A 22,866-nucleotide genomic window follows, 5' to 3' on the forward strand; every position below is an offset into this window, starting at 1 on the left:
GCTCTACCACGGCCTGTTTAAAGGCCAGAGTGTAGTCTTTCTGTGTGCGCTTAACTCGTTGACTCATCACGCTCTCCCAAAATAAGGACGGGAACGTGTCAACTCTATTCAGGACGGGTCACGCGAAAGAAAAAAAGCACCCCCTGGCCCCCTATTACAAAGCGGCCACCTGCCGAAGCGTGCACCACACGTCATTCCCGAGTGGGGTTATCGGGAATCCACCTTGACCTTGGACTGCAGCAGCCCGAAACCCCAGCTCAACATGGAGTCCCGCTAAGGGCCTGCGGGAATGACGAGTTAACTTTGAAAATTAATCCCGTTGATGCTGGCATTCGCCAGCGGCCCAAGTTTCATAGATAGCGCGATCATCAGCGAGCATCATCAGCGCAAATAAACGCTCGCCGAGTGTTTTGCTGTGTTGGATACGGCGCTTCAACAGTGATGTCGCATGAGGATCAATGACTACAAAGTCAGCCTCGTAGGAAGGGGCAAGCTGGCCGATATGGGTATCTAAGGAGAGCGCTTTTGCATTTCCATGGGTTAGACCATAAAAACCTTGCCATGCGGTAAGAGGCTGTCCTCTTAATTGGCCCACTTGGTAGGCTGCCTTAAGCGTTCCAAACCCTGATAAATCGGTGCCTGCGCCGATATCGCTAGCATAGGTAAATGCCATACCGGTCTGCTTAGCTGCCTCTCGGTCAAATAATCCGCTGCCTAAGAAAAGATTGGAGCTTGGGCAAAAGGCAATATTGGCGCCTCGGTCCGCTAGGCGTTTACGCATATCGTTATTCAGATGAATGCCGTGCGCGAAGGTGCTGCGAGGGCCGACTAATCCCGCTTCCTCGTAAACGGCTAAGTAGTCGCGGCTACCAGGAAATAGTTCGGCTACCCAGTCTAATTCCCCACTGTTTTCGGCCAAATGAGTTTGTAGCCACAAGCTAGAGTCATTACGCAAGAGGGCGCCGGCAGCATCCATTTGCATTTTGGTAGAGGTGGGCGCAAAGCGTGGCGTGACGCTATAACCTAGTCGGCCATTGCCATGCCAGTCTTGAATAAGTCGCTCACTGTCTGCAATCCCTGACAGGCCATCCATTAGGGCGTCAGGCGCGTTGCGATCCATTAATACTTTACCGACCAGCATGCGTAGCTGACGTTTTTGGCAGGCGGTGAAGAACGCATCCACTGAGCCAGGATGGCTTGAGCCAAATACTTGGGCTGTTGTCGTTCCCGCGCGAAGCATTTCATCTAGAAAAGCGTTCGATAGCGCTTCAGCATGCGCATGATTGGCAAAACGGCACTCTTCAGGAAACGTATAGTCATTTAGCCAATCAAGCAGCTGTCGGCCGTAGGAAGCCATGATGTCTAGCTGAACATAGTGAACGTGAGTATCGATAAAACCGGGCATAATCAACTTGCCGCGATAATCAATAACATGGGCGTCACTTGGCAGTTGATCAGCGAGATCACCATAGTGGCCGACAGCCTGAATATGACTGCCTTTTAGCCACAGTAGCCCGTCGCCATAATGCTCTAGGCTACCTGGCTGAGGTAGGTCATCATTACCTGGGTCGCGTGCAAAGCTGACAATTTCAGCGCGGATGAGCGTATCGATTGAGGAATTCATATTAACTCTGAGTCGTTTTCGTATCGTCATCAAGTGCACGTATTGCGTTCGGCTCAAGGCCGCGCATGTCTAGTGAGGCTGGCTTGTCCGTTAGCCAAAGCAGTTCGGTTACCACCGTCAAAGCAATCGCATAGGGGGTTTTGTTGCTAAGTTTAGTGTTATGAATACAACCAATGGGGCTGCGTACACGCTCTATTTCTTCAGCGGTGTAGCCTTCGCGCTGCAGTCGTCCTCGGAAGCTTGCCCATTTGCTATCAGAGCCGATTAGCCCTATCGAGGCGATGTCATGGCGCTGTAGTAAAGCGGTGATAAGGGCGTAATCTTCATCATGGTTGTGGGTTAATACCAATGCATGACAGTAGGGCGGCAGGGCTGAAGTTCCCTCTTGTGCACTGCTCAGCGTATGGCAGCTGAGTCGGGATTGCTGCTGATCGCGTTCGTTAAATACATCTGCTCGGCTATCAAACCAGTGTACTTGCCAGGGTAGCGGTTCGCTAAGCTTTACGATCTCTCGTCCGACATGGCCAGCACCAAATAAAGCGATATTGGTAGCGGCACCAGGAAACACTTCCAGCAGCACATTGACATAACCGCCACAGCACTGGCCGCTGCGGCCACCTAGCGAGAATGCCTCTAAGTGAAAGCCAGCGCGGCCTTGCTGTAAAAAGTCTCGAGCAGCATGGATAGTTTGCCACTCGAAAGTGCCTCCACCTAGCGTGTCATAGACAGCCTCTTGGGTGATCACCATGCGCGCGCCGGGCTCACGCGGGGTTGAGCCCGCGCTGGTTACCTGAGTGGCCAACACGTGGGGAACACCGCTACGCTGCAATCGATCGAGTGCCGCGTGCCAAGTTTCTGCTGAGGGCTGTGTCATAGCGCTTTTTCTCTAATTGCGTTTGCAGCCAACATCACTCGCTCAGGGGTTGCGGGAGTGTCGAGATGGGGAGACTGTTGGTAATCGGTTAAGCTTGAAAGTGCATCACGTAGTGCAGACCAAACACAGATACCAAGCATAAACGGTGGCTCACCAACGGCTTTAGAACGATATAGGCTTGCCATGGAATTTGGGTGGCCTTCCAATAGTTCAACGTTAAAAATAGCGGGAAGATCACCAAACGTGGGTATTTTGTAGGTCGCAGGCCCGTCGCTAACCAGCACACCTTTATCGCTCCACTTAAGCTCTTCACTGGTTAGCCAGCCCATTCCCTGGATAAAGCCACCTTCTACTTGGCCAATATCAATGGCAGGGTTTAGCGAATTGCCAACGTCATGCAGCACGTCAACGCGGTTAACTAAATATTCGCCGCTCAATGTGTCAACACTTACTTCGGCAACGGCTGCTCCAAACGCGTAATAATAAAAAGGGCGGCCTTGGCCCGTTGCACGGTTGTAATGAATCAATGGTGTCGCATAAAAACCCTTTTCTGAAAGCGAGATGCGGTTGAGGTAGGCCGTTTGAACAAGCTCTCCCCAGGGGATGCGACGCTCGCTCTCATTAATCCCCGCAATCAGCATGCCATCTTCCAGGCGCATACCTTCTCGATCTAATCCGCCCTCAAAATGCATCGCGGCAAAGTCGAACAACCTTTCGCGCAATTTACTGGCGGCATCTCGCGCGGCCATGCCATTGAGGTCGGCGCCGCTTGAAGCTGCCGTAGGGGACGTATTGGGTATTTTATCCGTGCGAGTGGCACTAATCCGCACGCTATCTAAATCCAAGCCAAGCTCGCGCGCCACTACCTGACAAATCTTGGTGTGCAGTCCTTGGCCCATTTCGGTGCCGCCGTGATTGATCATGATGCTGCCATCGGTATACACATGCAGCAGAGCACCGGCTTGATTGAGGTGCTGGGCGGTAAATGAGATGCCAAACTTTACTGGCGTCAGCGCGAGCCCTTTTTTAATAATGGGACTGTTGCTATTAAATGCCTTAATCGCCGCACGGCGTGCCCAGTAATCACTATTGGTTTCCAATGTATCAACCAGCGTATGGAGTAACTGCTTTTGATCTACTGGCTGCCCGTAGTGGGTGGCGTCTCGCCCGTCGCGATAGAAGTTTCGTTTGCGTATGGTAAGAGGGTCTTCACCGACCTTGCGCGCGATATCATCCATTGCCGCTTCGATAATCATCATGCCCTGAGGGCCGCCAAAACCCCGAAAAGCCGTGTTAGAAGCCGTATGGGTCTTAGCTCGATGACCGGTGACGCGAGCATTGCCTAATGAGTAAGCGTTGTCGGCATGGAACATTGCACGGTCAACAATGGCGTCCGAAAGGTCAGGCGAGTATCCGCAGTCACCAATAACTGTTATGTCTCCCCCCTGGATGATGCCTTGCGAATCAATTGCAAGTCGGTAGCGATTATGAAAGGGGTGACGCTTACCGGTCGCGCGCATATCATCACTTCTCGGTAGCCGTATACGTGTGGCTTTTCCGGTTCTGCGGGCAATGATGGCTGCCATACATGCCCATGGGGATGCTTGGGTTTCTTTGCCTCCAAAGCCGCCACCCATTCGGCGCACTTCAACGGTGACGGCATGAAAGGGAATGCCCAGTACTTCAGCGACAAGTTTCTGGGTCTCACTAGGGTGCTGGTTAGAGGTATGAACAATGACCCCTTCGTCTTCGGTGGGCAGAACCAAGCATGCTTGCCCCTCCAGGTAAAAATGTTCCTGTCCGCCGATGAAAAGCTCGCCCTCAACCGTTTGCTCGGCTTGGCGCAGTTCCGCTTGCCAATCGCCTCTCTCCTGAACGTGGGTAGGGCGAACCACATCATTGTGTTCGGCAGCAGCAACAGGGTCGAGGCTTGCTGGTTGTTCATCGATACTTAACCTGGCCAGCGTTACCGCTCGGCGAGCAGCCTGAAGCGAGGTAGCCGCAACGGCGAAAATACACTGGCCTGCGTAGCTAATTTCTTGATCAACAAAAATGGGGTCGCCTGGAAACACAGGACCGATATCTGTATGGTCGGGCACATCGTGAAAAGTGATGACATCGACAACGCCAGACGCTTGTTTAACTGCTTCGAGATCAAGCGCGGTCAATGTGCCGTGTGCGACAGGAGAAAGCCCCAGAGCTACATGCAGGGCATCTGCCGGTGCTTTGAGGTCATCAATGTAGGCAGCCTTGCCGGTAACGTGTTTTTCAGCGCTTTCATGGAAGCTAGCGGTGCCTGCTTGGCGCTGACCGTGGCTATCTACAGTATGGCGAGCAAGTGGGCCTGACCCTTGGATGTGGTTATGTAACTCTCGACGAGCGCGGCTGCTGTCGCCATCAAGTTTAGTGAGCGTACGCATGGAGCATCACCTCCTGGTTGGGTGACGAAAGCGATAAGTAGAGGCGTTCCAATAGGTTGAGAGCGGCTTGTTCTCGGTAGTATTGGCTGCCCCGTACATCGCTCATTGGCTGAAACTCTTCAGCAAGGGCTTGTTGGGCTGCTTGAAAGCTAGCTTTGGAAACGGGCTGGCCCTCTAGCGCAGCTTCTGTTTGACTAGCTCGCTTGGGAGTTGCAGCCATACCGCCAAAGGCAATGCGAACATCCTCCATCACACCCTGATTAACACGGTAGCAAAACGCACCTAATACCGCCGTTATGTCATCCTCGCGCCGTTTAGAAAGCTTCCAAACCCTTAGTGTGGCTGTTTCAGCCAGTTGAGGTATAAAAATACGGCTGATGACTTCATCAGCCGCCAGCGCTGTTTTTTTATAGTCGATAAAAAAATCACTCAGCAAGAGCTGGCGAGTATTGACGTGGCTGGTAAGTTCTACCCATGCATTGAGCGCCAGTAGTACAGGTGGCGTATCTCCAATTGGCGAAGCGTTGGCGATGTTTCCGCCGAGCGTTCCCCGGTTACGAACTTGTTGAGAGCCGAGCCTGTGAAGGAGGTGTGCAAACGCAGGAAAGTGACTGTTTAATAAGGGCTCAAGCTGCGAGTACGTAACCCCAGCGCCTACCCACCAACCTGGTTGAGCTTGGAATGTCGCCTCTTCAATTTGGCGCAATTCAGCCACACGCGTGGTATCAATAAGCTGGGTCAATGCGGTAAGGCGCTGAGTGCTTTCCAGCCATAGATCTGTTGCGCCAGCCACAAGGCGTGCATCAGGATAGCGATATCTTGCGTCGGCCAACTCAGCCAAGGTGGTTGGCTGTACAAAGAGTGGCTCACTCTTTGCGGTTGACTCCGGTACATGAAGCGGGTGACTGGCTGGCTGAGACGCATCGAACCACTGCGGTGCTTCCCAAGAGAAATCTTGCATACTCAATGCGGCGTCACGAATCGGTCGGTATCCCGTGCAGCGGCATAAATTTCCACCTAATGTGGCTTCAAGTGTTTCTGGTGTAAGAGGCGAGGGGCGCTGCTGTTGGTTGGCATGCAAGGTGAACAAGGACATGACAATTCCTGGCGTGCAAAATCCGCACTGGCTGCCATGGCACTCGATCATTGCGCGTTGAGCTGGGTGCAAGTTGCCTTCAGTCGCAAGCCCTTCAACGGTAATGACGTGCTGACCGTGAAGTTGATGAGCCGGGGTAATACACGCGTTGACGCTTAAACAGCGGTTTTGCGTGTCGCTTGGATTGTTGATTGCGACTGTACAAGCGCCACAGTCACCCGATGCGCAGCCTTCTTTTGTGCCAGTGATGCCCAAATGATCACGCAACAGCGTTAGAATGCTGGTGTCAGGGGGTACATGACACTGCTTGGGGGTGCCGTTGAGCAGGAACTCAATCGTAGCCATGCCAAACTCCGTTATGATTGTTCTGACCGATCGGTCAATATTGTTTAGCTTGAGACAAAAGAGCGCACCTTGCAAGAATTTGTTGCTAATGCGGCTGTCTGTGCACTTACGCGGCCGGCGTAGATAAACCAATTATATGTAATAAGTCCCATGGGCTGACCATTGGTGCTTATCAAAAGCGCTTATTAAAGGAGCTTAATCAATGACAGCGGATACCGCTAACCATGAAAATGCCAGCAGAGATCGCATTGAACAGACCATACTGAGCGCTGCGGAGCAGGTGTTTTCTCAACATGGTTATCGTGGTGCCAGCCTTCAGGCAATCGCCGATATAGCAGGTCTTCCTAAGGCGAATATTCTCTATTACATGGGCAGTAAGCAGCTGCTTTATGTACGACTGCTTAATCGAATGATGAACCGTTGGAATGCGGTACTTGAAGACATAACACCTGACAGTGATCCAGCTAAGGTATTAAGCGATTTTATTCGCACCAAGATGATGCTGGGCCAGCGTTACCCCGAAGGTTCAAAGCTATTTGCCGCCGAAATTTTGGCTGGTGCGCCTTTCTTGAGTAATTATCTCTCTGGTGAGTTGAAAGAGTGGGTAGTTTCCCGTGCAGAAATTATTCACCAGTGGTCTCAGCTAGGGAAAATGGATGATGTCGATCCACGCTGGCTTATATTCTTGATTTGGTCGGCTACCCAACATTACACGGAATACAGTGCGCAGGTAACGGGAATATTAGGGACTGAAGTGCTCAGCGAAACGGATTTCGAGTCTATTTGCCGTTTCCTTGAGCATGTTATTTTGAAAGGATGCGGTATTTCAGCGTCGCATTTATCAAACGACTCATCAGTTTAGCTGCTATGCCCATATTGGCGATGTCTACACTTCCAATTGAACAGCACCTCAAGCCGATTCAGGCGGCTCTCTCTGCACATAACCGCCTAATCTTAATCGCCCAGCCGGGAGCGGGTAAGACAACCCGCGTTCCGCTGACCTTGCTGAACAGCCAGTGGGCGCAGGGCCAGAAGATAGTGTTGTTAGAGCCTCGACGGGTAGCGGCTCGTTTGGCGGCAAGCTTTATGGCCGCGCAGCTTGATGAGCCTGTCGGTAAGACAGTTGGCTATCGTATGCGAGGGGACAGCAAAGCGGGCCCGCACACACGCTTGGAGGTGGTCACCCAGGGCGTCCTGACGCGTATGTTGCAAGATGATCCGCTGCTTGAAGGCGTCGCCGGTATCATCTTCGATGAGTTTCATGAGCGCAGCATAGAAGCAGATCTTGGGCTGGCGCTATCGCTGGATATTCAGCAAAGCATTCGCGATGACTTACGACTGATTGTGATGTCTGCGACGTTAGATGTTGCTGCGTTAAAAAGTGTATTGGGCAGCGATACATCCGTGATTGAAAGTACGGGGCGTGAATTTCCAATTGAAACGTATTATCGCCCTTTTAGCAGTGATGAAGCGTTAGACACAGCCGCTTACCGAGTGGTAACCGAAGCCTTGGCGAATGCCGATAGCCGCGACGTGTTGGTGATTTTACCTGGGGTGGCAGAGATAACACGGCTAGTGCAAATGCTGGAAAATAGCACCTTTGATATTGAGGTGTGCGCATTACATGGCGGCATGCCTATCGAGGCGCAGCAAGCAGCATTGAAGTTACACGAAACTCGCCGGCGGGTGATTGTATCGACGGCCATTGCGGAATCCAGCGTGACAGTTGATGGTGTTAATGTGGTCATTGACGCTGGCTTGGAGCGTGTGCCGTTGTTTCAGCCGCGAACTGGGCTCACTCGACTAACTACTCGGCGTGTCAATCGTGCCAGCGCTGATCAACGTCGTGGTCGTGCAGGGCGGCAACAGCCGGGTGTATGTTATCGCTTGTGGTCTCAAGAGCAGCCACTGGTTGCTTACGGTGAACCTGAGATTGCCCAAGCTGATTTATCAAAACTTGCGCTTGAGGTTGCCGTATGGGGAGCGCGATCGCCTGAAGAGTTAATTTGGATGACACCACCGCCTAGCGGTGCATGGCAAAGTAGCCAGGCTTTGCTTCGTCAGCTTGGCATTCTTGATACAGCGGGTTTATTAACACCACTAGGTAAGCAAAGTGCGCGTTGGCCGCTTGAACCTCGTTTAGCGGTCATGCTGTCAAAGGCAGTGTCATTGAATGCATTACCGCTTGCCTGTGCTTTAGCAGCTCTGCTAGAGGGTAGAGAGCGTGTCAGTGGCTCGCTAAGAGATGCGCTGGCTCAGCGGCTCAGCCAACCCTGGCGATTTCCTCACTGGCAACGAGAAACCAAGCGTCTTATGGACATGGCTAGCCTTCAGGTGCCACATAAGCTACCGCTTGAGCCGCTTAGCTATCTGCTGGCGATGGCTTACCCGGATCGCGTTGGTCAATTCATCAGTCCAGGTCGGTTCAAGCTTGCCAATGGCAAAACTGCCACGCTCTCCGTTAGCCACCCCCTAGCGAATGAAGCATTTATCGTCGCCGTTAGCGTAGAGAGTGCCAGTAGTGAGGCAGCAATTTATCTGGCAGAACCGATTGCTCAGACAGCGCTTAATGACCTTTACCCGGCAACTCAACAGTGGGAGGAGCGTGTTACTTGGTCAGATGCCCAAGGAAAGCTGCTTGGTGAAGCTGTTCAGCGCCATGGTGAACTTGTGTTGGCAAGTCGGCCTTTAGCGGAGTTATCAGGAGAGGCGGTCCAACAGACGTTGCTGCGAGCACTAAAGCAACGACCAGCAGCGCTTTTTAATGGCAAGGTTAAGCAATTACAGGGGCGAATGGCGCTAGTGGCGAGTATTTATTCTAATGCATGGCCTGACTGGTCAGAAAGCTCGCTATTAGACAGCTTAGATGTTTGGCTGGCACCCTACATGACGGGTATTACACGTTTCAATCAGCTAGAAAAAATGCCGTTCCATAACTACTTAATGGCAACACTCAGCTGGGATGAGCAAACCCGTTTTGAGCGTTTAACGCCATCGGCATTAATGGCTCCTAGTGGTAATCAAGCAACAATTGATTATGAGTCCTGCCTAGCAGGAAGGCCGCCAGTGCTTGCTTTGAAGTTACAGGAAGCGTTTGGTTGGCAGGATACTCCCGCCGTAGCGGACGGTCATGTGTCTGTTGTCATTCATCTGCTTTCACCGGCAAAAAGGCCGCTTCAAGTTACTCAGGATTTACGCAGTTTTTGGTTGAATGGCTACCCAGAGGTGCGTAAAGAGATGCGTGGCCGCTACCCTAAACACCCCTGGCCAGAAGATCCAATTACCGCTCAAGCAACGGCATCTACGAAACGAAGGTAAAGTTAATAACACCGTTTAAAGAGAAGCCAGATCGAAGAAGGTCATTGCGTTTGCTCTTCAGGTATTTTACCTGGCACGCGATAGCGTACTCCGTCGGCACGTTGCTCTTCATAACGCCGGTTTTCTTCTTCTGGAGGCACACCCAGCACAGTCTCCTGCGAGCCATCCGGCCAAGTGTAAGTTGTGCAGCCAGTCAACGATACTAAGACCACGGTCATTAATGAGAACAACGAAATAAATCCACGACATTTGGGCATATTAGGCTCCATCACCAGTCAAAAGCTGCTCTTAGCAAAGCGTGCGTAGTGTGAATGGCACGACAGTAAGTCGCAAGCTTAATCCCAAATTGTTAGATTTCTTCCCAAAGACTACGTCGAAACTCATGGGAAAGCTGGGATACCTTAGCAAAACGCTCAAGGTTAGCGTCGGTAAGCGTTTTGACCATTTCTTGGTAATGCTCAGTGAGTTCCTTAGCGCTGCAGTTTTCTTTGTCATCAGTCAGGCACAGCGTCAGTTTTTCGCTACTTTTAGCGATAGCTTGGAAAAGCTCGGCCTCCAGCTGCATGGCTTCTGTCACGCTCTCAAGCCACGCAATCTGACAACGTACCATTGGCATGGTGCTCAATAGGCAGTAATGCTGCCACCAAGCTGCGATATCTTGGTTCGTGTCGTTGACGGATGAGGGCTGCTTTTTGTTTGTATGGTCCATAGTAGGTTCCTATCGAGTTTTTCAATTTGTGAGGCATTCTTCACAGGTTCTCCTATCTTCAACTATAGCTAAAGCTCTGCAGAAGAGTTGCTCATTTAGGCAACGCGATACGTGATAACGAGGAGAGGCTCAATGTGGTCAGTCGTTAAATCAGTACTGTCAGCACTGCTAGGCGTACAAAATGACCTCAAGCGGCAACAGGATTTTTCTAGCGGTAACCCCGCTGCCTTTATTGTAGTGGGAATTGTGATCACGCTCGTATTTGTTTTGATCTTGGTTGGGATTGCAGTGATTGCGTCGCGATGAAGCGTTGATACACCCCACGATAGTTGTGCGTGACGAATGCCACATGTTTTCTATACTGACGTTAATCAGTTAATCCTGACCTAAGTAAACGGATTGGCGAGAACAACAATAATAACGGAGGTTTCTATGCATCTATCGTGGCAATGGCTGCTAACCATTACCAGTGCCTTCAGTATCACTCAAGCTCATGCTAATAGCTGGAATATGCCTGTTGGGGTCACCGATATCAGCCAAGATATTTTTGGTCTGCATATGGCGATTTTTTGGGTATGCGTGGTCATTGGGGTGATTGTGTTTGGGGTGATGTTTTACTCACTATTTAAATACAGACACTCAAAAGGGGAAAAAGCGGCGAATTTTCATGAGCACACCTCTGTTGAAATTCTTTGGACCGCTATTCCTATTCTGATTTTGGTTGGCATGGCCGTGCCTGCGACGGCGACGTTGAAGAGTATGTACGATTCTTCAGAAGCTGATTTAGATGTGATGATTACTGGCCAACAATGGCGCTGGCGCTACGAATACCTTGGTGAAGATGTTGCGTTTACCTCCAATATGAGTACATCAAGAGCACAAATTCGTGGCGAGGAGGCGAGAGATGAGCACTATTTATTAGACGTAGATGAGCCATTGGTACTGCCAATTAATCGTAAAGTGCGTTTTTTAATGACGTCGGATGACGTTATTCACTCTTGGTGGGTGCCTGAACTAGCCGTTAAGCAGGATACGATTCCTGGGTTTATCAATGAGAATTGGGTGAAAATTAATGAACCGGGCATCTATCGTGGCCAGTGTGCTGAGCTTTGTGGCGTTAACCACGGGTTTATGCCAGTGGTTGTGCATGCGATGGAAGAAGAAGAGTTCGAAGCATGGTTGGCAGAACGAAAAAAAGCCGCAGAGCAAGAGGCTATGGGGGTTGACCGGGAGTGGGAGATGGAGGATTTGATGGCGCGGGGAGAGACCGTTTATCAGACTATCTGTTCTTCCTGTCACCAAAGCGAAGGCCAGGGGGCGCCACCAGCATTTCCTGCACTAGCCAATAATAATCAACTGATTAGTGATTTAGATTGGCATATGAATCGGGTTATTAACGGTGTTTCTGGCGCTGCTATGCCGGCATTCCGCAGTACGTTAAACCCTGTCGAAATAGCCGCTGTTGTTACTTATACCCGCAATGCTTGGGGCAATGAGACAGGTGATGTGGTGCAGCCAGCTACGGTGGCCGAACGTATCGCACAATAATTTAAGGTACTAACAATAAATCAGGCGGAGATGCTCATGGCGCCCAAACTACCTCCTCAACACTCGCTGCAACACAGCTCTACTGCAGCGACTGGCGGTCATTCTCATCACGACCATGCGGCTCAGCCCAAAGGGATACTGCGATGGGTTCTGACCACCAACCATAAAGAAATTGGTTCTCTTTACCTGATTTTTTCTCTCACCATGTTTTTTGTTGGAGGCATATTTGCCCTAGTGGTGAGAGCCGAGCTATTTCAACCTGGTTTACAGCTTATAGAGCCAGAATTTTTCAACCAAATGACCACCATGCATGGATTAATCATGGTGTTTGCTGCGGTAATGCCAGCGTTTACTGGGCTAGCCAATTGGATGATTCCGCTTCAGATTGGTGCGCCGGATATGGCGCTGCCCAGGCTTAATAACTTTAGTTTCTGGTTGCTTCCGGTGGCGTTTACATTGCTACTTTCTACGCTCTTAATGCCGGGCGGTGGGCCTAATTTTGGCTGGACATTTTATGCGCCGTTATCGACGACTTACGCACCTGCCTCCACAACATTTTTTATTTTAGCCCTGCACATTGCAGGCATTAGCTCGATTCTTGGGGCTATAAATATTATTGCGACCATTCTGAATATGCGCGCACCTGGAATGCGCATGATGGATATGCCTCTGTTCGTATGGACATGGTTAATTACGGCTTTTCTATTGATTGCGGTAATGCCTGTGCTAGCGGGCGTTATTACCATGATGCTGATGGATATTAACTTCGGTACCAGTTTCTTTGACGCCGCGGGTGGTGGTGATCCAGTGCTTTTCCAGCACTTATTTTGGTTCTTTGGCCATCCTGAAGTTTACATCATGATTTTGCCAGCTTTTGGTATTGTCTCAGCCATCATACCTACTTTCGCGCGTAAGCCTTTGTTTGGATACGCGTCTATGGTGTATGCCACGGCAGCTATCGCGCTGCTGTCATTTTTAGTGTGGGCACACCATATGTTTATCGTCGGTCTTCCGCTAACAGCGGAGCTGTTTTTCATGTACTCGACCATGCTGATTGCCGTGCCCACAGGCGTGAAAGTGTTTAATTGGGTGACCACGCTGTTTCGCGGCTCGATCAGTTTTGAACCGCCCATGCTGTTTGCTTTGGCTTTCGTGGTTCTGTTCACCATAGGCGGTTTCTCAGGACTAATGTTGGCAATTGCGCCTGCGGATTTCCAATACCACGATACCTACTTTGTCGTGGCGCATTTTCATTATGTGCTAGTACCCGGTGCTATTTTTGCCATTATGGCTGGCGTCTATTATTGGCTACCCAAATGGACAGGTTATTATCCTAACGAGCGACTTGCTCAATGTCATTTCTGGTGCTCTATTGTTGGCGTTAATCTAACGTTTTTCCCTATGCATTTCGCAGGCTTGGCGGGCATGCCAAGGCGCATCCCCGACTATGCATTACAATTTGCGGATTTCAATATGCTCTCCAGCATTGGTGCCTTCTTTTTTGGTGCGTCACAGCTGATGTTTGTATTGGTTGTGGTGATGTGTGTGAGAGGAGGTAAAAAAGCACCTGCAAAAGCTTGGGAAGGTGCAGAAGACCTAGAGTGGAGCGTCCCCAGTCCGGCACCGTTGCACACCTTTGAAACACCGCCAGTATTTAACCGTACTCATCACCATGACTAATTAGCTGCCCATCAGCAAAATGGTCTAGGGGGATATATGGCAGTCAACGATACGGTGCAATCACTTGGGGTTAAACGGACAGTCATTCGTACAGTGGCGGCGCTAATTGGGATGTTTGCCTTTGCATTCGCACTGGTTCCTCTTTACGACGTGTTTTGTAGTGTGACTGGCCTTAATGGCAAAGTGGATACAACGGCTAAAGCCATTATTCATGAAGAAGTTGATCAGTCCCGCTATATTACCGTGCAGTTCATTACCCGAGGTAGCGCGGGGTTGCCATGGCGAATGAGCGTCGAAACTCGCCAAATGCGCGTGCATCCGGGCCAAACAGCTGAAGTTGATTTTACGTTTACTAACAACAGTCATGTCGAAAGCTGGGGGCGGGCTGTACCTAGCGTTTCTCCTTCAAGCGCTACGACGCATTTAAGAAAAGTAAGCTGTTTCTGTTTCCAGGAGCAGCAGCTTCAAGGGGATGAGCGGTTGACGATTCCTCTGATATTCCAGCTGGCGCGTGACCTTCCAGAGGATATTAATACGATAACGCTGGTATATACCTTGTATCCGGTTCATCACTTAGTAAAAGACATCTCGAAGAATGACAACAAAACGATAGGGGATTCGATATGAGTGGCGGCTACTATGTTCCTGCAACGAGTCGATGGCCTATCCTAGGCTCGCTGGCGCTCGGGGCTATGATGGTGGGTACAGGAATTAAACTTGTGTACGACACGGGTACCCCACTCATGCTAATCGGTATGGCTTGTGTCATTACAGTTATGGGGCTTTGGTTCAGAGATGTTATTCACGAGTCAATGAGCGGATTGTACGATGCTCAGATGGATCGCTCGTTCCGATGGGGGATGGGCTGGTTTATTTTTTCTGAAGTGATGTTTTTTGCGGCTTTCTTTGGTGCCCTGTTCTACGTAAGAACGTTCGCTATACCCTGGTTAGGTGGTGAAGGAGCAAAAGGTGTTTCTGCGTTGCTTTGGCCTGATTTTGTCGCTCAGTGGCCGTTGTTAAACCCTCCTGATTCGTCGGTGGCTGGCCCGGATAGTGTCTTAAGTCCATGGCAATTGCCGCTCGTCAATACACTAATTTTGGTAACGTCGAGCATTACATTGACGGTTGCACATGAAGCTTTGAAATTAGGCGAACGTAAAACGTGCAGGAACTGGCTGGCAGGTACTGTATTGCTGGGCTGCTGTTTTATTATGATTCAGGGCGTCGAATATTATGAAGCCTACAACCATTATGGTATTACGCTTGAAGCAGGGATCTTCGGCGCTACTTTCTTTATTCTAACGGGCTTTCACGGCGTTCATGTCATTATAGGTACGTTAATTTTAACCAGCATGCTGATACGTATACATAAAGGGCACTTTGCCCAAGATCATCATTTTGGTTTTGAAGCATCTTGTTGGTATTGGCATTTTGTAGATGTTGTATGGGTTGGGTTATTTATTTTTGTATACGTTTTCTAATCAATTAGCCTAAATCTCCCGACCAGAAGCCAAACACTAACAAGGCCATGAGTAGACATGTTAACCCAATGCGCCATTTAAGGGATGCTAGTAGCCGTCGCGAGCTGCTGTCATCCTTTAATAAAAAACCTGCGCCGGCCGCTAAGCTAGCGACTATTCCAATAAAAACTAGGCCAATGAGCAGCTTTAACCACATGACGAAAACCTCTTTTGGGTCGCAACGTCTATACGTCTGGTGTGTGTTTTGGGGCGTATTAGTTTTGCTAGGTATCTTCCTAGGACTATGGCAGTGGGAGCGTGCCGCTGACAAGCGAGTTTTGTTAGCCGCTCGGGAGGCAGCGCCTTTGGTTAAATCGCCTACTGCTATGCCAGAAGAGGGATCTGAGCTGCATTTACAAGGAGAGTACCTTGCTAATCACACGCTTTATCTGGATAACCGCATTGTGGACGGGCGCCTGGGCGTGGCTGTGTTAACGCCTTTCCGAGACAGTTCTGATCAGTTGTGGCTTATTCAGCGAGGGTTTATTGAGACAGGGCCAAGTAGGGCGGCGCCACAAGCGGACACTCCAGAGGGCAGCGTAACCGTTTCAGGCGAGTGGCAGGTCGCGCGCTCCGGCGGACCGCTATATGGCAAAAACAAGGAAGGGCTAAGACTGCAGCAGATCAGCTTAACCCCGTGGGAGTCAACACTGCCGGCCTTCACTTACACCGGCTGGCTACATGCTGACCAGGGTGAGGGGGTGTTTGCACCCTGGTGGGAAGCTAACGTGATGCCTCCTAGTCGCCATCTTGGCTATGCTTTTCAATGGTGGGGGTTGGCGCTTGCTGCGACAGTGGTCATGGTGTTGGGGGGGCGTCGCCTGCGCAAAGATAGTCTTACAAAAGATAGTCTTACAGGTTACTGAGGGGAAAGCATGGAGCAACGCCAGCCAGTTCGTTATCCGCGAGTTAAATTGTTGCTTATATTTGCAGCATTCGCGGCGCCTATTGTTACTGCGTGGATGATGTTGACATGGCAAATAGGCATACCTAGTGAAGATACTGCCCATGGTCAAGTGCATGTCAGCGTACCCGCACTAGATGATTGGCCTCTGAGTACTCAACCCGAAAAAAATGATGCATGGACACTAGTGTTTGACTGTACTTCTCTTTGTGATGAGCGCATGGATGAATTGTGGCGTCTGCATCGAGCGTTAGGTCGAGAAGCCCCTCGGTTAGAGCGGCTGCGAATAGGCGGGAGTGCGCAAGAGCTTCCAGGTGAAAAGGTTAGTCGTTGGCGAGTGGAACCTGCATGGCGAGAAGAAAATAGCGTCTGGCTAATGGATCCTTTCGGCAGGCCAGCGTTGTCATTTAATAATGCAGTGCCCGCAGCTGATATTCTCGATGATATACGTCATTTGTTTAAGGTTAATCCGCTATAGCGAACAATATACCGTTACTCTGCATGCTCGACCTCGCAGGTCGTAAGGAAGCAACGTGCCATATTCTACTGAGCGGCGCTTACAATGGCTGAAACGTTTAACCTTGGTCGGCACTGTGCTTACAGCGTTAGTGATTCTAGTTGGCGCATGGACGCGCTTAGTTGACGCTGGTTTGGGGTGCCCAGACTGGCCAGGCTGTTATGGGCGGCTGTTAGTCCCTGATGCCGAGCATGCTGCTCTACGACATCCTGATGTACCTCTTGTGCCTTTTAAAGCATGGGTAGAGATGGCTCATCGGTATGTAGCAAGTTTTTTAGGGCTTATTGTTCTAAGCGTAGTGGCGCTAGGTTTTTCATTGCGCAAGCGTCCAGGGTTTCCATGGAAAGTAAGTATTGCCTTGCTCGTTGTTATTCTGCTTCAAGGCGCGTTTGGCGCTTTTACAGTGACGCTAAAGCTTTGGCCACAAGTGGTTACTTTACATTTGTTGGGTGGGCTAAGTGTACTGATGCTGTTTTTTTGGGTGCATTTGCGAATTCGGCTCAGCTTGACAAGGCCTGTACCTACCTCTACCGACCATACTTCTTCTCCCACACGTTATACCTCTCTATTTAAGAATGCTAATGCGCTCTGGGTAATAGGCGTGTTGATATTAGTTTTGCAGCTTGCTTTAGGGGGCTGGGTAACCAGCAACTATGCAGGTATTGCCTGCCAAGGGTTTCCGACCTGCAATACTCAGTGGTGGCCTGAAATGGATATAAGTGAAGGCTTCCACCTGACACAAACGGTCGGCCCTAATTATTTACATGGTCAGCTACATGCCGATGCACGTACTGCAATTCACGTTATACATCGTATTGGAGCGCTTCTACTCGGAATTGTCTTGTTAGCGCTATGGTGGCGAAATCGTGCGGCTGCGTCTGTTGGGCGAGCGCTCACCTTGGTGGTAATTGCTTATTGTGCCCAAGTCGCGCTTGGCATTGCTAATGTGTTGTTGTGGCTTCCTTTATGGCTGGCTCTGTTGCATACCGCTGGAGCGGTTGCCTTGACCTTGTGTATGGGGTGGGCTGTCTGGTGCTGGAAATATCCTTATAATCTTAATGATGTGAATGATCTAAAGTCATCTCAGGTTTTGTTGACGTACGGTGGTAACTAGAGGTTTTGCTTCGTCAAAAACAATAATGGTTATTACGGAGTGGATAATGAAAAACGTTGCTGTGTAATCCTTAGTTTTGTGCGGGAGAAGAGGTGAGGAAATAGTGAAAGTGGTCTCATTGAGGCAATAGGGTGTACAATTGTCGTCAAGCTTTCTACCTCTCCGTTGTGAAAGGAGCGTTATGAGTTCCACAGGAGCGTTGTTGTTATTCATCGTTGCAATCATTGTCATTGCAGCGCTTGGTTTTTATGCTTATAAACTTCGCCAAGAGGTTAAGCGTCGAGAAGCATTCCGGCTTGACGAAGAGCGTCGTGCCCACCAAAACAGCCTGGAAAACCTTGATTTTGTCGTTAGCGCGCTTGTGCAAGAGCAAGTCGACATCACAGAAGGGTCTTGGCGATGCAAAGTTCTGCTTGAGATTGTTGATCCCAGCTTAGCAGAGCGTCCAGACTTTCAAGCGTTTGCAGAAGTGTACAACCGTACTCGACATTTAAAAACTCACTCTGCACGTAAGCAATTAACGCCACGAGAGCGTATGCAAGAAGACAAGGAGCGCCTCGCTGTTGAGGACGAAATGCGACCTGCAGTTCTTGAGGCAGCACAGAAGGTAATTAACTGGAGATCCGAGGGATCTGCAGGTCTTCATTAACCTTGTTTAACGAGCATAGGGGGCTATAAATACGGTAACCTATGTTTTTTGACGTTTATTGCGTCAATTTTGCTATGCTGAAAATGTCGGTATTGGCAAGAAGTTGATATCACGGCATTGTTGCCTTCTGGTGATTAAACGTTAATCATAGGCAAACGTTCAGCCATATGGTGAAAGCATAATATTGCCATGGTGCTGAGCAGCGAAAAATGGATGCTCTCGCAATAAGAAGCATTGGATAGATTTGGTCTTAGGACCATGTCAGCATTGGATCAAGAAGGAGTCTTGCATGAAAAAATCAACGACTGGCTTGCTAATCGGTTCTGCACTGGTAGTAGGTTTATCAGGCTGTGCCAGCTCAGCATCACAATCATCTGGTCAAACCAGCGCAAGTAGCGACCGCGATTGGTATCAACATCCCTTCGTTTGCGGATTGGCAGGCAGTGTTATCGGCGGCAGTATTGCTTACGCTACTAGCGGCAATTCTGACGAAGATGAAAATACCGCTATTGGCGCAACTGCTGGTGCAGCGATCGGTGGCCTGCTATGTGCAGACCGTTCGCCTGAGCCAGTAGCACCGCAGTGCCCAAGCTATGGGGAAGTGCCCGCAGGTGTTGCAGTTGATGCTGAAGGCTGCCCGCTGGACTCCGATGGTGACGGTGTGCCAGATTACCGTGACCAGTGCCCGGGAACTCCTGCTGGTGTAGCTGTTAATGCAAATGGCTGCCCACTCGATTCTGATAACGACGGCGTGCCGGATTATCGCGATCAGTGCCCCAACACTCCTGCAGGTGTTGCAGTTAACTCACTGGGTTGCCCTGACAGCGTTGTGTTGCAGGACGTAAACTTTGAGTTTGACTCTGCACAGTTAACTGCCCAAGCACGAAGTGTTCTGGACGGTGTTGCAGAGCGCCTGGTCAATAATCCTGATGTGCGTGTGAGTATTGAAGGCCACACTGACTCTCGCGGTTCTGCTCAGTACAACAAAAACCTGTCGCAGCGTCGTGCGGAATCCGTTGCTGCTTACCTTGCCCAGCGTGGCGTAGGTGTCAACCGTATGCGTGCTGTTGGCTACGGCGAAGAGCGTCCGGTTGCTAGCAATGATACCGATGCGGGTCGTGCACAAAACCGTCGTGTAGAAATGGATGAGTGGAACTAAGCCACGCATCGCTTTTCATTAAAGGGGTGGGCCATTGTGCCAGTGATTAATGCCCTTTAAGTACGGAACGGGAGGCTTATGCCTCCCGTTTTATTTTACGGCTTGCTAAATTCTGGTAGGCTGGGCAACCCTCAAAAAGTACCTAATACTCTCGATCATTGATAGCGAAATGTGATCCTTGGTATGGATCACCACTGCGCTCAAGGAATACTTAATGCCCATAGTAACATTGCCGGATGGCAGCCAAAGAACGTTCGAAGCACCACTTTCTATCATGCAGCTTGCAGAATCCATTGGCCCTGGTTTGGCCAAGGCCTGTGTGGCTGGCAAGATTGGTGGTGTATTGGTCGATGCTGCTGATTTGATCGAGCAAGATGCTGAAGTGGCGATAATTACCGCCCGTGACCCCGAAGGGCTTGAGATTATCCGCCATTCCTGTGCCCACTTGATTGGACATGCGGTTAAGCAGCTATATCCTGATGCCAAAATGGCCATTGGGCCAGTAATTGACGATGGTTTTTATTACGATATTGATTTCGGCAAGTCGGTAACGCCTGACGACTTGGAAGCTATCGAAAAACGCATGCAAGCACTTATTGAGCGTGATTACGATGTCGTGCGTGAGTACGTTGATCGCGACGAGGCGATGAAAACGTTTATTGAGCGTGGCGAAACGTTCAAACAGGAAATTGTTCGCGATATACCTGAGGGTGCAACAATACGTTTGTATCATCACGAAGAATACACCGACATGTGCCGTGGGCCGCACGTGCCGAATACGCGTCACCTGAAAGCTTTCAAGCTAACAAAGTTAGCTGGCGCATATTGGCGTGGAGATGCCTCAAACCCCATGCTGACACGTATTTACGGTACAGCATGGGGCGATAAGAAGCAGCTCAAAGCTTATTTGAAGCGCCTAGAAGAGGCCGAAAAGCGAGATCATCGCAAATTGGCACGCAAGATGGATCTTTTCCATTTGCAAGAAGAAGCGCCAGGCATGGTTTTTTGGCACCCCAATGGCTGGACTATGTACCAGGCATTGGAAGATTACATGCGGAAAATTCAGCGAGCGCATGGTTATCAAGAGATTAAAACGCCGCAAGTAGTAGATCTTTCGTTGTGGAAGAAATCGGGCCACTGGGGGCACTACAGTGAGCTCATGTTTACCACTGAGTCAGAAAAACGTGAGTATGCTGTTAAGCCTATGAATTGTCCCTGTCATGTACAGGTATTTAATCAGGGACTGAAAAGCTACCGCGATTTACCGTTACGTTTAGCAGAGTTTGGTAGCTGCCACCGGAATGAACCGTCGGGCTCATTGCATGGTCTGATGCGCGTTCGTGGCTTTACTCAAGATGATGCGCATATTTTTTGTACCGAAGGTCAAATTCAGGCAGAAGCAGAAGCATTCATTGCGCTTACCCTGCAAGTTTATAAAACGCTTGGTTTCGAGGATGTTGAACTCAAGCTGTCAACTCGACCTGAGGACTTTCTTGGTGAAGCAGAGATGTGGGATCGAGCAGAGCAGGGGCTTGAAGCTGCGCTCAATGCGACAGGGCTTGATTGGGAGCTTCAGCCAGGAGAGGGGGCTTTTTATGGCCCGAAAATTGAATTCGCTCTGCGTGATTGCCTGAATCGTGTTTGGCAATGTGGTACTCTACAGTTAGATTTTAATTTGCCAGGGCGCTTAGGCGCGCAATACGTTGATGAAGATGGGACACGAAAGACCCCAGTGATGCTTCATCGTGCTATCTTAGGTTCTTTCGAGCGGTTCTTAGGAATCTTAATTGAGCACTATGCTGGTGCGATGCCGCTATGGTTGGCACCTCAGCAAGCTGTGTTGATGACCATTACTGATGCGCAGCGTGATTATGCGCTTGAGTTGGAGCAACGGCTGCAAAAAAATGGCTTACGAGTTAAAGCGGACTTGAGGAACGAGAAGATCGGCTTTAAAATCCGTGAGCATACGTTACAGAAAGTTCCCTATCTCCTTGTGGTGGGAGATAAGGAAGTCGAAGCTGACTCAGTGGCCGTGCGAACTCGCAGCGGCGAAAACCTCGGCACAATGACAGTCGATGAATTCATCGAACGTTGCAGTGCAGAGCGAGCAGCCCTGGCGACATCGTCAATTGCCTAAGGAGACGGAGCAATCAAGCGAAGCAATCAGCGCGGGCGTCCACAAGACAAACGCCCACCAATGAACGAGAGAATTACCGAAGAAGAAGTACGTTTGATCGATGCTGAAGGTGAACAGTTGGGCGTTGTGCCCACCACCGAAGCGCTTGAGCGTGCAGAAGCTGCCGGTTTAGACCTCGTGCAAATTTCGAATGCCGATCCAATCGTTTGTAAGATTATGGATTATGGCAAATTTGTTTTTGAGACGAAGAAGCAGAAAGCGGCTCAAAAGAAAAAGCAGAAGCAAATTCAGGTCAAGGAAGTCAAATTCCGTCCTGGCACTGACGAAGGCGATTATCAGGTCAAGCTTAAAAACCTGACGCGCTTTCTAGAAGGTGGTGATAAGGGCAAAGTCACATTGCGCTTCCGTGGTCGTGAAATGGCGCACCAGGACATTGGTCGTAAGCTAATGGAGCGGATCGCGGCAGACCTGGAAGAGATCGGAGCGGTAGAGTCTTTCCCGAAAATGGAAGGACGCCAGATGATCATGATTATTGCCCCGAAGAAGAAGTGATCCAACGGCGAAGCTAACGGGTCAGCGTGAAAGCGCTGATCGGCCCTGGGTTTTCTAAAAAATATCGAGCGGAGTTTTCTCATGCCGAAAATCAAAAGCAACAGCGGCGCTGCTAAGCGCTTTAAAAAGACCGCCAATGGCTTCAAGCACAAGCAGTCTTTCCGTAGCCACATCTTGACCAAGAAGTCGACCAAGCGTAAGCGTCAGCTACGTGGTATGAAGCAGATCCATGCTTCTGACAAAGCGCTGATTCAGCGCATGCTGCCGAATCTGTAAGGTCGAATTTTCTTATCTGAGTGCATTTAGCCTCAGTCATAAAGTCAGGAGTGTGTTATGACTCGTGTTAAGCGTGGCGTAGTTGCCCGTCGTCGCCATAAAAAAGTATTGAAGCAGGCTAAAGGTTACTACGGAGCCCGTTCGCGTGTTTTCCGCGTAGCCAAGCAGGCTGTTATCAAAGCCGGTCAGTATGCTTACCGTGACCGCCGCAACCGCAAGCGTCAATTCCGCGCTCTGTGGATTCAGCGTATTAACGCTGGTGCGCGCATCAATGGCATGTCTTACAGCCGCTTTGTTGGCGGTCTGAAGAAAGCCGGTATTGAAATTGATCGCAAAGTATTGGCCGACCTGGCAGTACACGAGAAAGCTGCATTTGCGGCTATCGTGGAAAAAGCCAAGGCTGCCCAATAAGGCACATTGCACT

Annotated in this window: 23 protein-coding genes; 16 read left to right on the plus strand and 7 right to left on the minus strand. The window is 50.0% G+C overall.

What is annotated here, in order from left to right:
- Positions 1–310: 310 nt before the first annotated feature.
- From guaD to xdhA, 4 genes are read right to left on the minus strand one after another with little or no spacing between them, the layout of a single operon-like run.
- Positions 311–1,624 carry a guanine deaminase gene (guaD, locus tag K7H08_RS00005; protein ID WP_231656887.1) on the minus strand — a complete coding sequence of 438 codons (1,314 nt, stop codon included), beginning with the start codon at positions 1,622–1,624 and terminating at the stop codon, positions 311–313.
- Between the two features lies 1 nt (position 1,625).
- The gene (xdhC, locus tag K7H08_RS00010; protein WP_231656888.1) at positions 1,626–2,498 is read right to left on the minus strand and encodes a xanthine dehydrogenase accessory protein XdhC; all 873 of its coding nucleotides are present in this window, start codon (positions 2,496–2,498) and stop codon (positions 1,626–1,628) included.
- Positions 2,495–4,918 carry a xanthine dehydrogenase molybdopterin binding subunit gene (xdhB, locus tag K7H08_RS00015; RefSeq protein WP_231656889.1) on the minus strand — a complete coding sequence of 808 codons (2,424 nt, stop codon included), beginning with the start codon at positions 4,916–4,918 and terminating at the stop codon, positions 2,495–2,497. The genes xdhC and xdhB overlap by 4 nt, the downstream gene beginning before the upstream one ends.
- On the minus strand, positions 4,902–6,359 hold the full coding sequence (gene xdhA / locus K7H08_RS00020; RefSeq protein WP_231656890.1) for a xanthine dehydrogenase small subunit: 1,458 nt from the start codon (positions 6,357–6,359) through the stop codon (positions 4,902–4,904). The genes xdhB and xdhA overlap by 17 nt, the downstream gene beginning before the upstream one ends.
- A gap of 202 nt (positions 6,360–6,561) precedes the next feature.
- Between xdhA and K7H08_RS00025 the strand changes: the two genes are divergently transcribed.
- On the plus strand, positions 6,562–7,221 hold the full coding sequence (locus K7H08_RS00025) for a TetR family transcriptional regulator C-terminal domain-containing protein (RefSeq protein ID WP_038483867.1): 660 nt from the start codon (positions 6,562–6,564) through the stop codon (positions 7,219–7,221).
- A gap of 20 nt (positions 7,222–7,241) precedes the next feature.
- Entirely contained in the window at positions 7,242–9,677 is a 2,436-nt protein-coding gene (hrpB, locus tag K7H08_RS00030) for an ATP-dependent helicase HrpB (protein WP_231656891.1), read from the plus strand.
- Between the two features lie 41 nt (positions 9,678–9,718).
- Here hrpB and K7H08_RS00035 read toward each other — a convergent pair whose 3' ends face one another.
- Both K7H08_RS00035 and K7H08_RS00040 read right to left on the minus strand, forming a co-directional pair.
- Entirely contained in the window at positions 9,719–9,934 is a 216-nt protein-coding gene (locus tag K7H08_RS00035) for a hypothetical protein (protein ID WP_038483878.1), read from the minus strand.
- Between the two features lie 92 nt (positions 9,935–10,026).
- Positions 10,027–10,386: a hypothetical protein gene (locus tag K7H08_RS00040; protein WP_038483881.1), complete on the minus strand. Its 360-nt coding sequence runs from the start codon at positions 10,384–10,386 to the stop codon at positions 10,027–10,029.
- A gap of 132 nt (positions 10,387–10,518) precedes the next feature.
- Here K7H08_RS00040 and K7H08_RS00045 point away from each other — a divergent pair, with 132 nt between their 5' ends.
- From K7H08_RS00045 to K7H08_RS00065, 5 genes are all read left to right on the plus strand, one after another.
- Entirely contained in the window at positions 10,519–10,692 is a 174-nt protein-coding gene (locus tag K7H08_RS00045; RefSeq protein WP_084183706.1) for a DUF2970 domain-containing protein, read from the plus strand.
- 126 nt (positions 10,693–10,818) lie between these two features.
- Complete coding sequence (coxB, locus tag K7H08_RS00050; RefSeq protein ID WP_231656892.1) at positions 10,819–11,934, plus strand: cytochrome c oxidase subunit II; 1,116 nt, start codon at positions 10,819–10,821, stop codon at positions 11,932–11,934.
- Between the two features lie 36 nt (positions 11,935–11,970).
- Complete coding sequence (ctaD, locus tag K7H08_RS00055; RefSeq protein ID WP_231656893.1) at positions 11,971–13,614, plus strand: cytochrome c oxidase subunit I; 1,644 nt, start codon at positions 11,971–11,973, stop codon at positions 13,612–13,614.
- A gap of 36 nt (positions 13,615–13,650) precedes the next feature.
- Complete coding sequence (locus K7H08_RS00060; protein ID WP_038483890.1) at positions 13,651–14,241, plus strand: cytochrome c oxidase assembly protein; 591 nt, start codon at positions 13,651–13,653, stop codon at positions 14,239–14,241.
- On the plus strand, positions 14,238–15,095 hold the full coding sequence (locus K7H08_RS00065) for a cytochrome c oxidase subunit 3 (RefSeq protein WP_038483893.1): 858 nt from the start codon (positions 14,238–14,240) through the stop codon (positions 15,093–15,095). Before K7H08_RS00060 ends, K7H08_RS00065 begins: the two co-directional genes overlap by 4 nt.
- A 4-nt stretch (positions 15,096–15,099) precedes the next feature.
- On the opposite strand, the gene K7H08_RS00070 is transcribed toward K7H08_RS00065, so the two are convergent.
- Positions 15,100–15,291, minus strand: a complete 192-nt coding sequence (locus K7H08_RS00070; RefSeq protein ID WP_038483896.1) for a DUF2909 domain-containing protein — start codon at positions 15,289–15,291, stop codon at positions 15,100–15,102.
- Between K7H08_RS00070 and K7H08_RS00075 the strand changes: the two genes are divergently transcribed.
- The 9 genes from K7H08_RS00075 (at position 15,290) to rplT (ending at position 22,853) form a co-directional block, all read left to right on the plus strand.
- Positions 15,290–16,000, plus strand: coding sequence for an SURF1 family protein (locus tag K7H08_RS00075; RefSeq protein WP_231656894.1), 711 nt, complete (start codon positions 15,290–15,292; stop codon positions 15,998–16,000). The two genes, K7H08_RS00070 and K7H08_RS00075, sit on opposite strands and share 2 nt — an antisense overlap.
- Before the next feature lie 9 nt (positions 16,001–16,009).
- Entirely contained in the window at positions 16,010–16,516 is a 507-nt protein-coding gene (locus K7H08_RS00080; RefSeq protein ID WP_231656895.1) for a hypothetical protein, read from the plus strand.
- Positions 16,517–16,571: 55 nt separating this feature from the next.
- The gene (locus K7H08_RS00085; protein WP_231656896.1) at positions 16,572–17,669 is read left to right on the plus strand and encodes a COX15/CtaA family protein; all 1,098 of its coding nucleotides are present in this window, start codon (positions 16,572–16,574) and stop codon (positions 17,667–17,669) included.
- 181 nt (positions 17,670–17,850) lie between these two features.
- The gene (locus K7H08_RS00090; RefSeq protein WP_095602859.1) at positions 17,851–18,318 is read left to right on the plus strand and encodes a DUF2489 domain-containing protein; all 468 of its coding nucleotides are present in this window, start codon (positions 17,851–17,853) and stop codon (positions 18,316–18,318) included.
- A 289-nt stretch (positions 18,319–18,607) separates the two neighbouring features.
- The gene (locus K7H08_RS00095; protein WP_231656897.1) at positions 18,608–19,477 is read left to right on the plus strand and encodes an OmpA family protein; all 870 of its coding nucleotides are present in this window, start codon (positions 18,608–18,610) and stop codon (positions 19,475–19,477) included.
- Between the two features lie 214 nt (positions 19,478–19,691).
- A complete protein-coding gene (gene thrS, locus K7H08_RS00100) occupies positions 19,692–21,614 on the plus strand; it encodes a threonine--tRNA ligase (RefSeq protein ID WP_038483914.1) in 1,923 nt (640 codons plus the stop codon).
- Positions 21,615–21,626: 12 nt separating this feature from the next.
- Positions 21,627–22,166, plus strand: a complete 540-nt coding sequence (gene infC, locus K7H08_RS00105) for a translation initiation factor IF-3 (protein ID WP_083003855.1) — start codon at positions 21,627–21,629, stop codon at positions 22,164–22,166.
- Positions 22,167–22,247: 81 nt separating this feature from the next.
- Positions 22,248–22,442, plus strand: a complete 195-nt coding sequence (gene rpmI, locus K7H08_RS00110) for a 50S ribosomal protein L35 (RefSeq protein WP_009724291.1) — start codon at positions 22,248–22,250, stop codon at positions 22,440–22,442.
- 57 nt (positions 22,443–22,499) lie between these two features.
- The gene (gene rplT, locus K7H08_RS00115; protein ID WP_009097607.1) at positions 22,500–22,853 is read left to right on the plus strand and encodes a 50S ribosomal protein L20; all 354 of its coding nucleotides are present in this window, start codon (positions 22,500–22,502) and stop codon (positions 22,851–22,853) included.
- The last annotated feature ends 13 nt before the right edge of the window (positions 22,854–22,866 follow it).

Source organism: Halomonas sp. IOP_6 (assembly GCF_021151565.1).
GTDB lineage: Bacteria > Pseudomonadota > Gammaproteobacteria > Pseudomonadales > Halomonadaceae > Vreelandella > Vreelandella alkaliphila.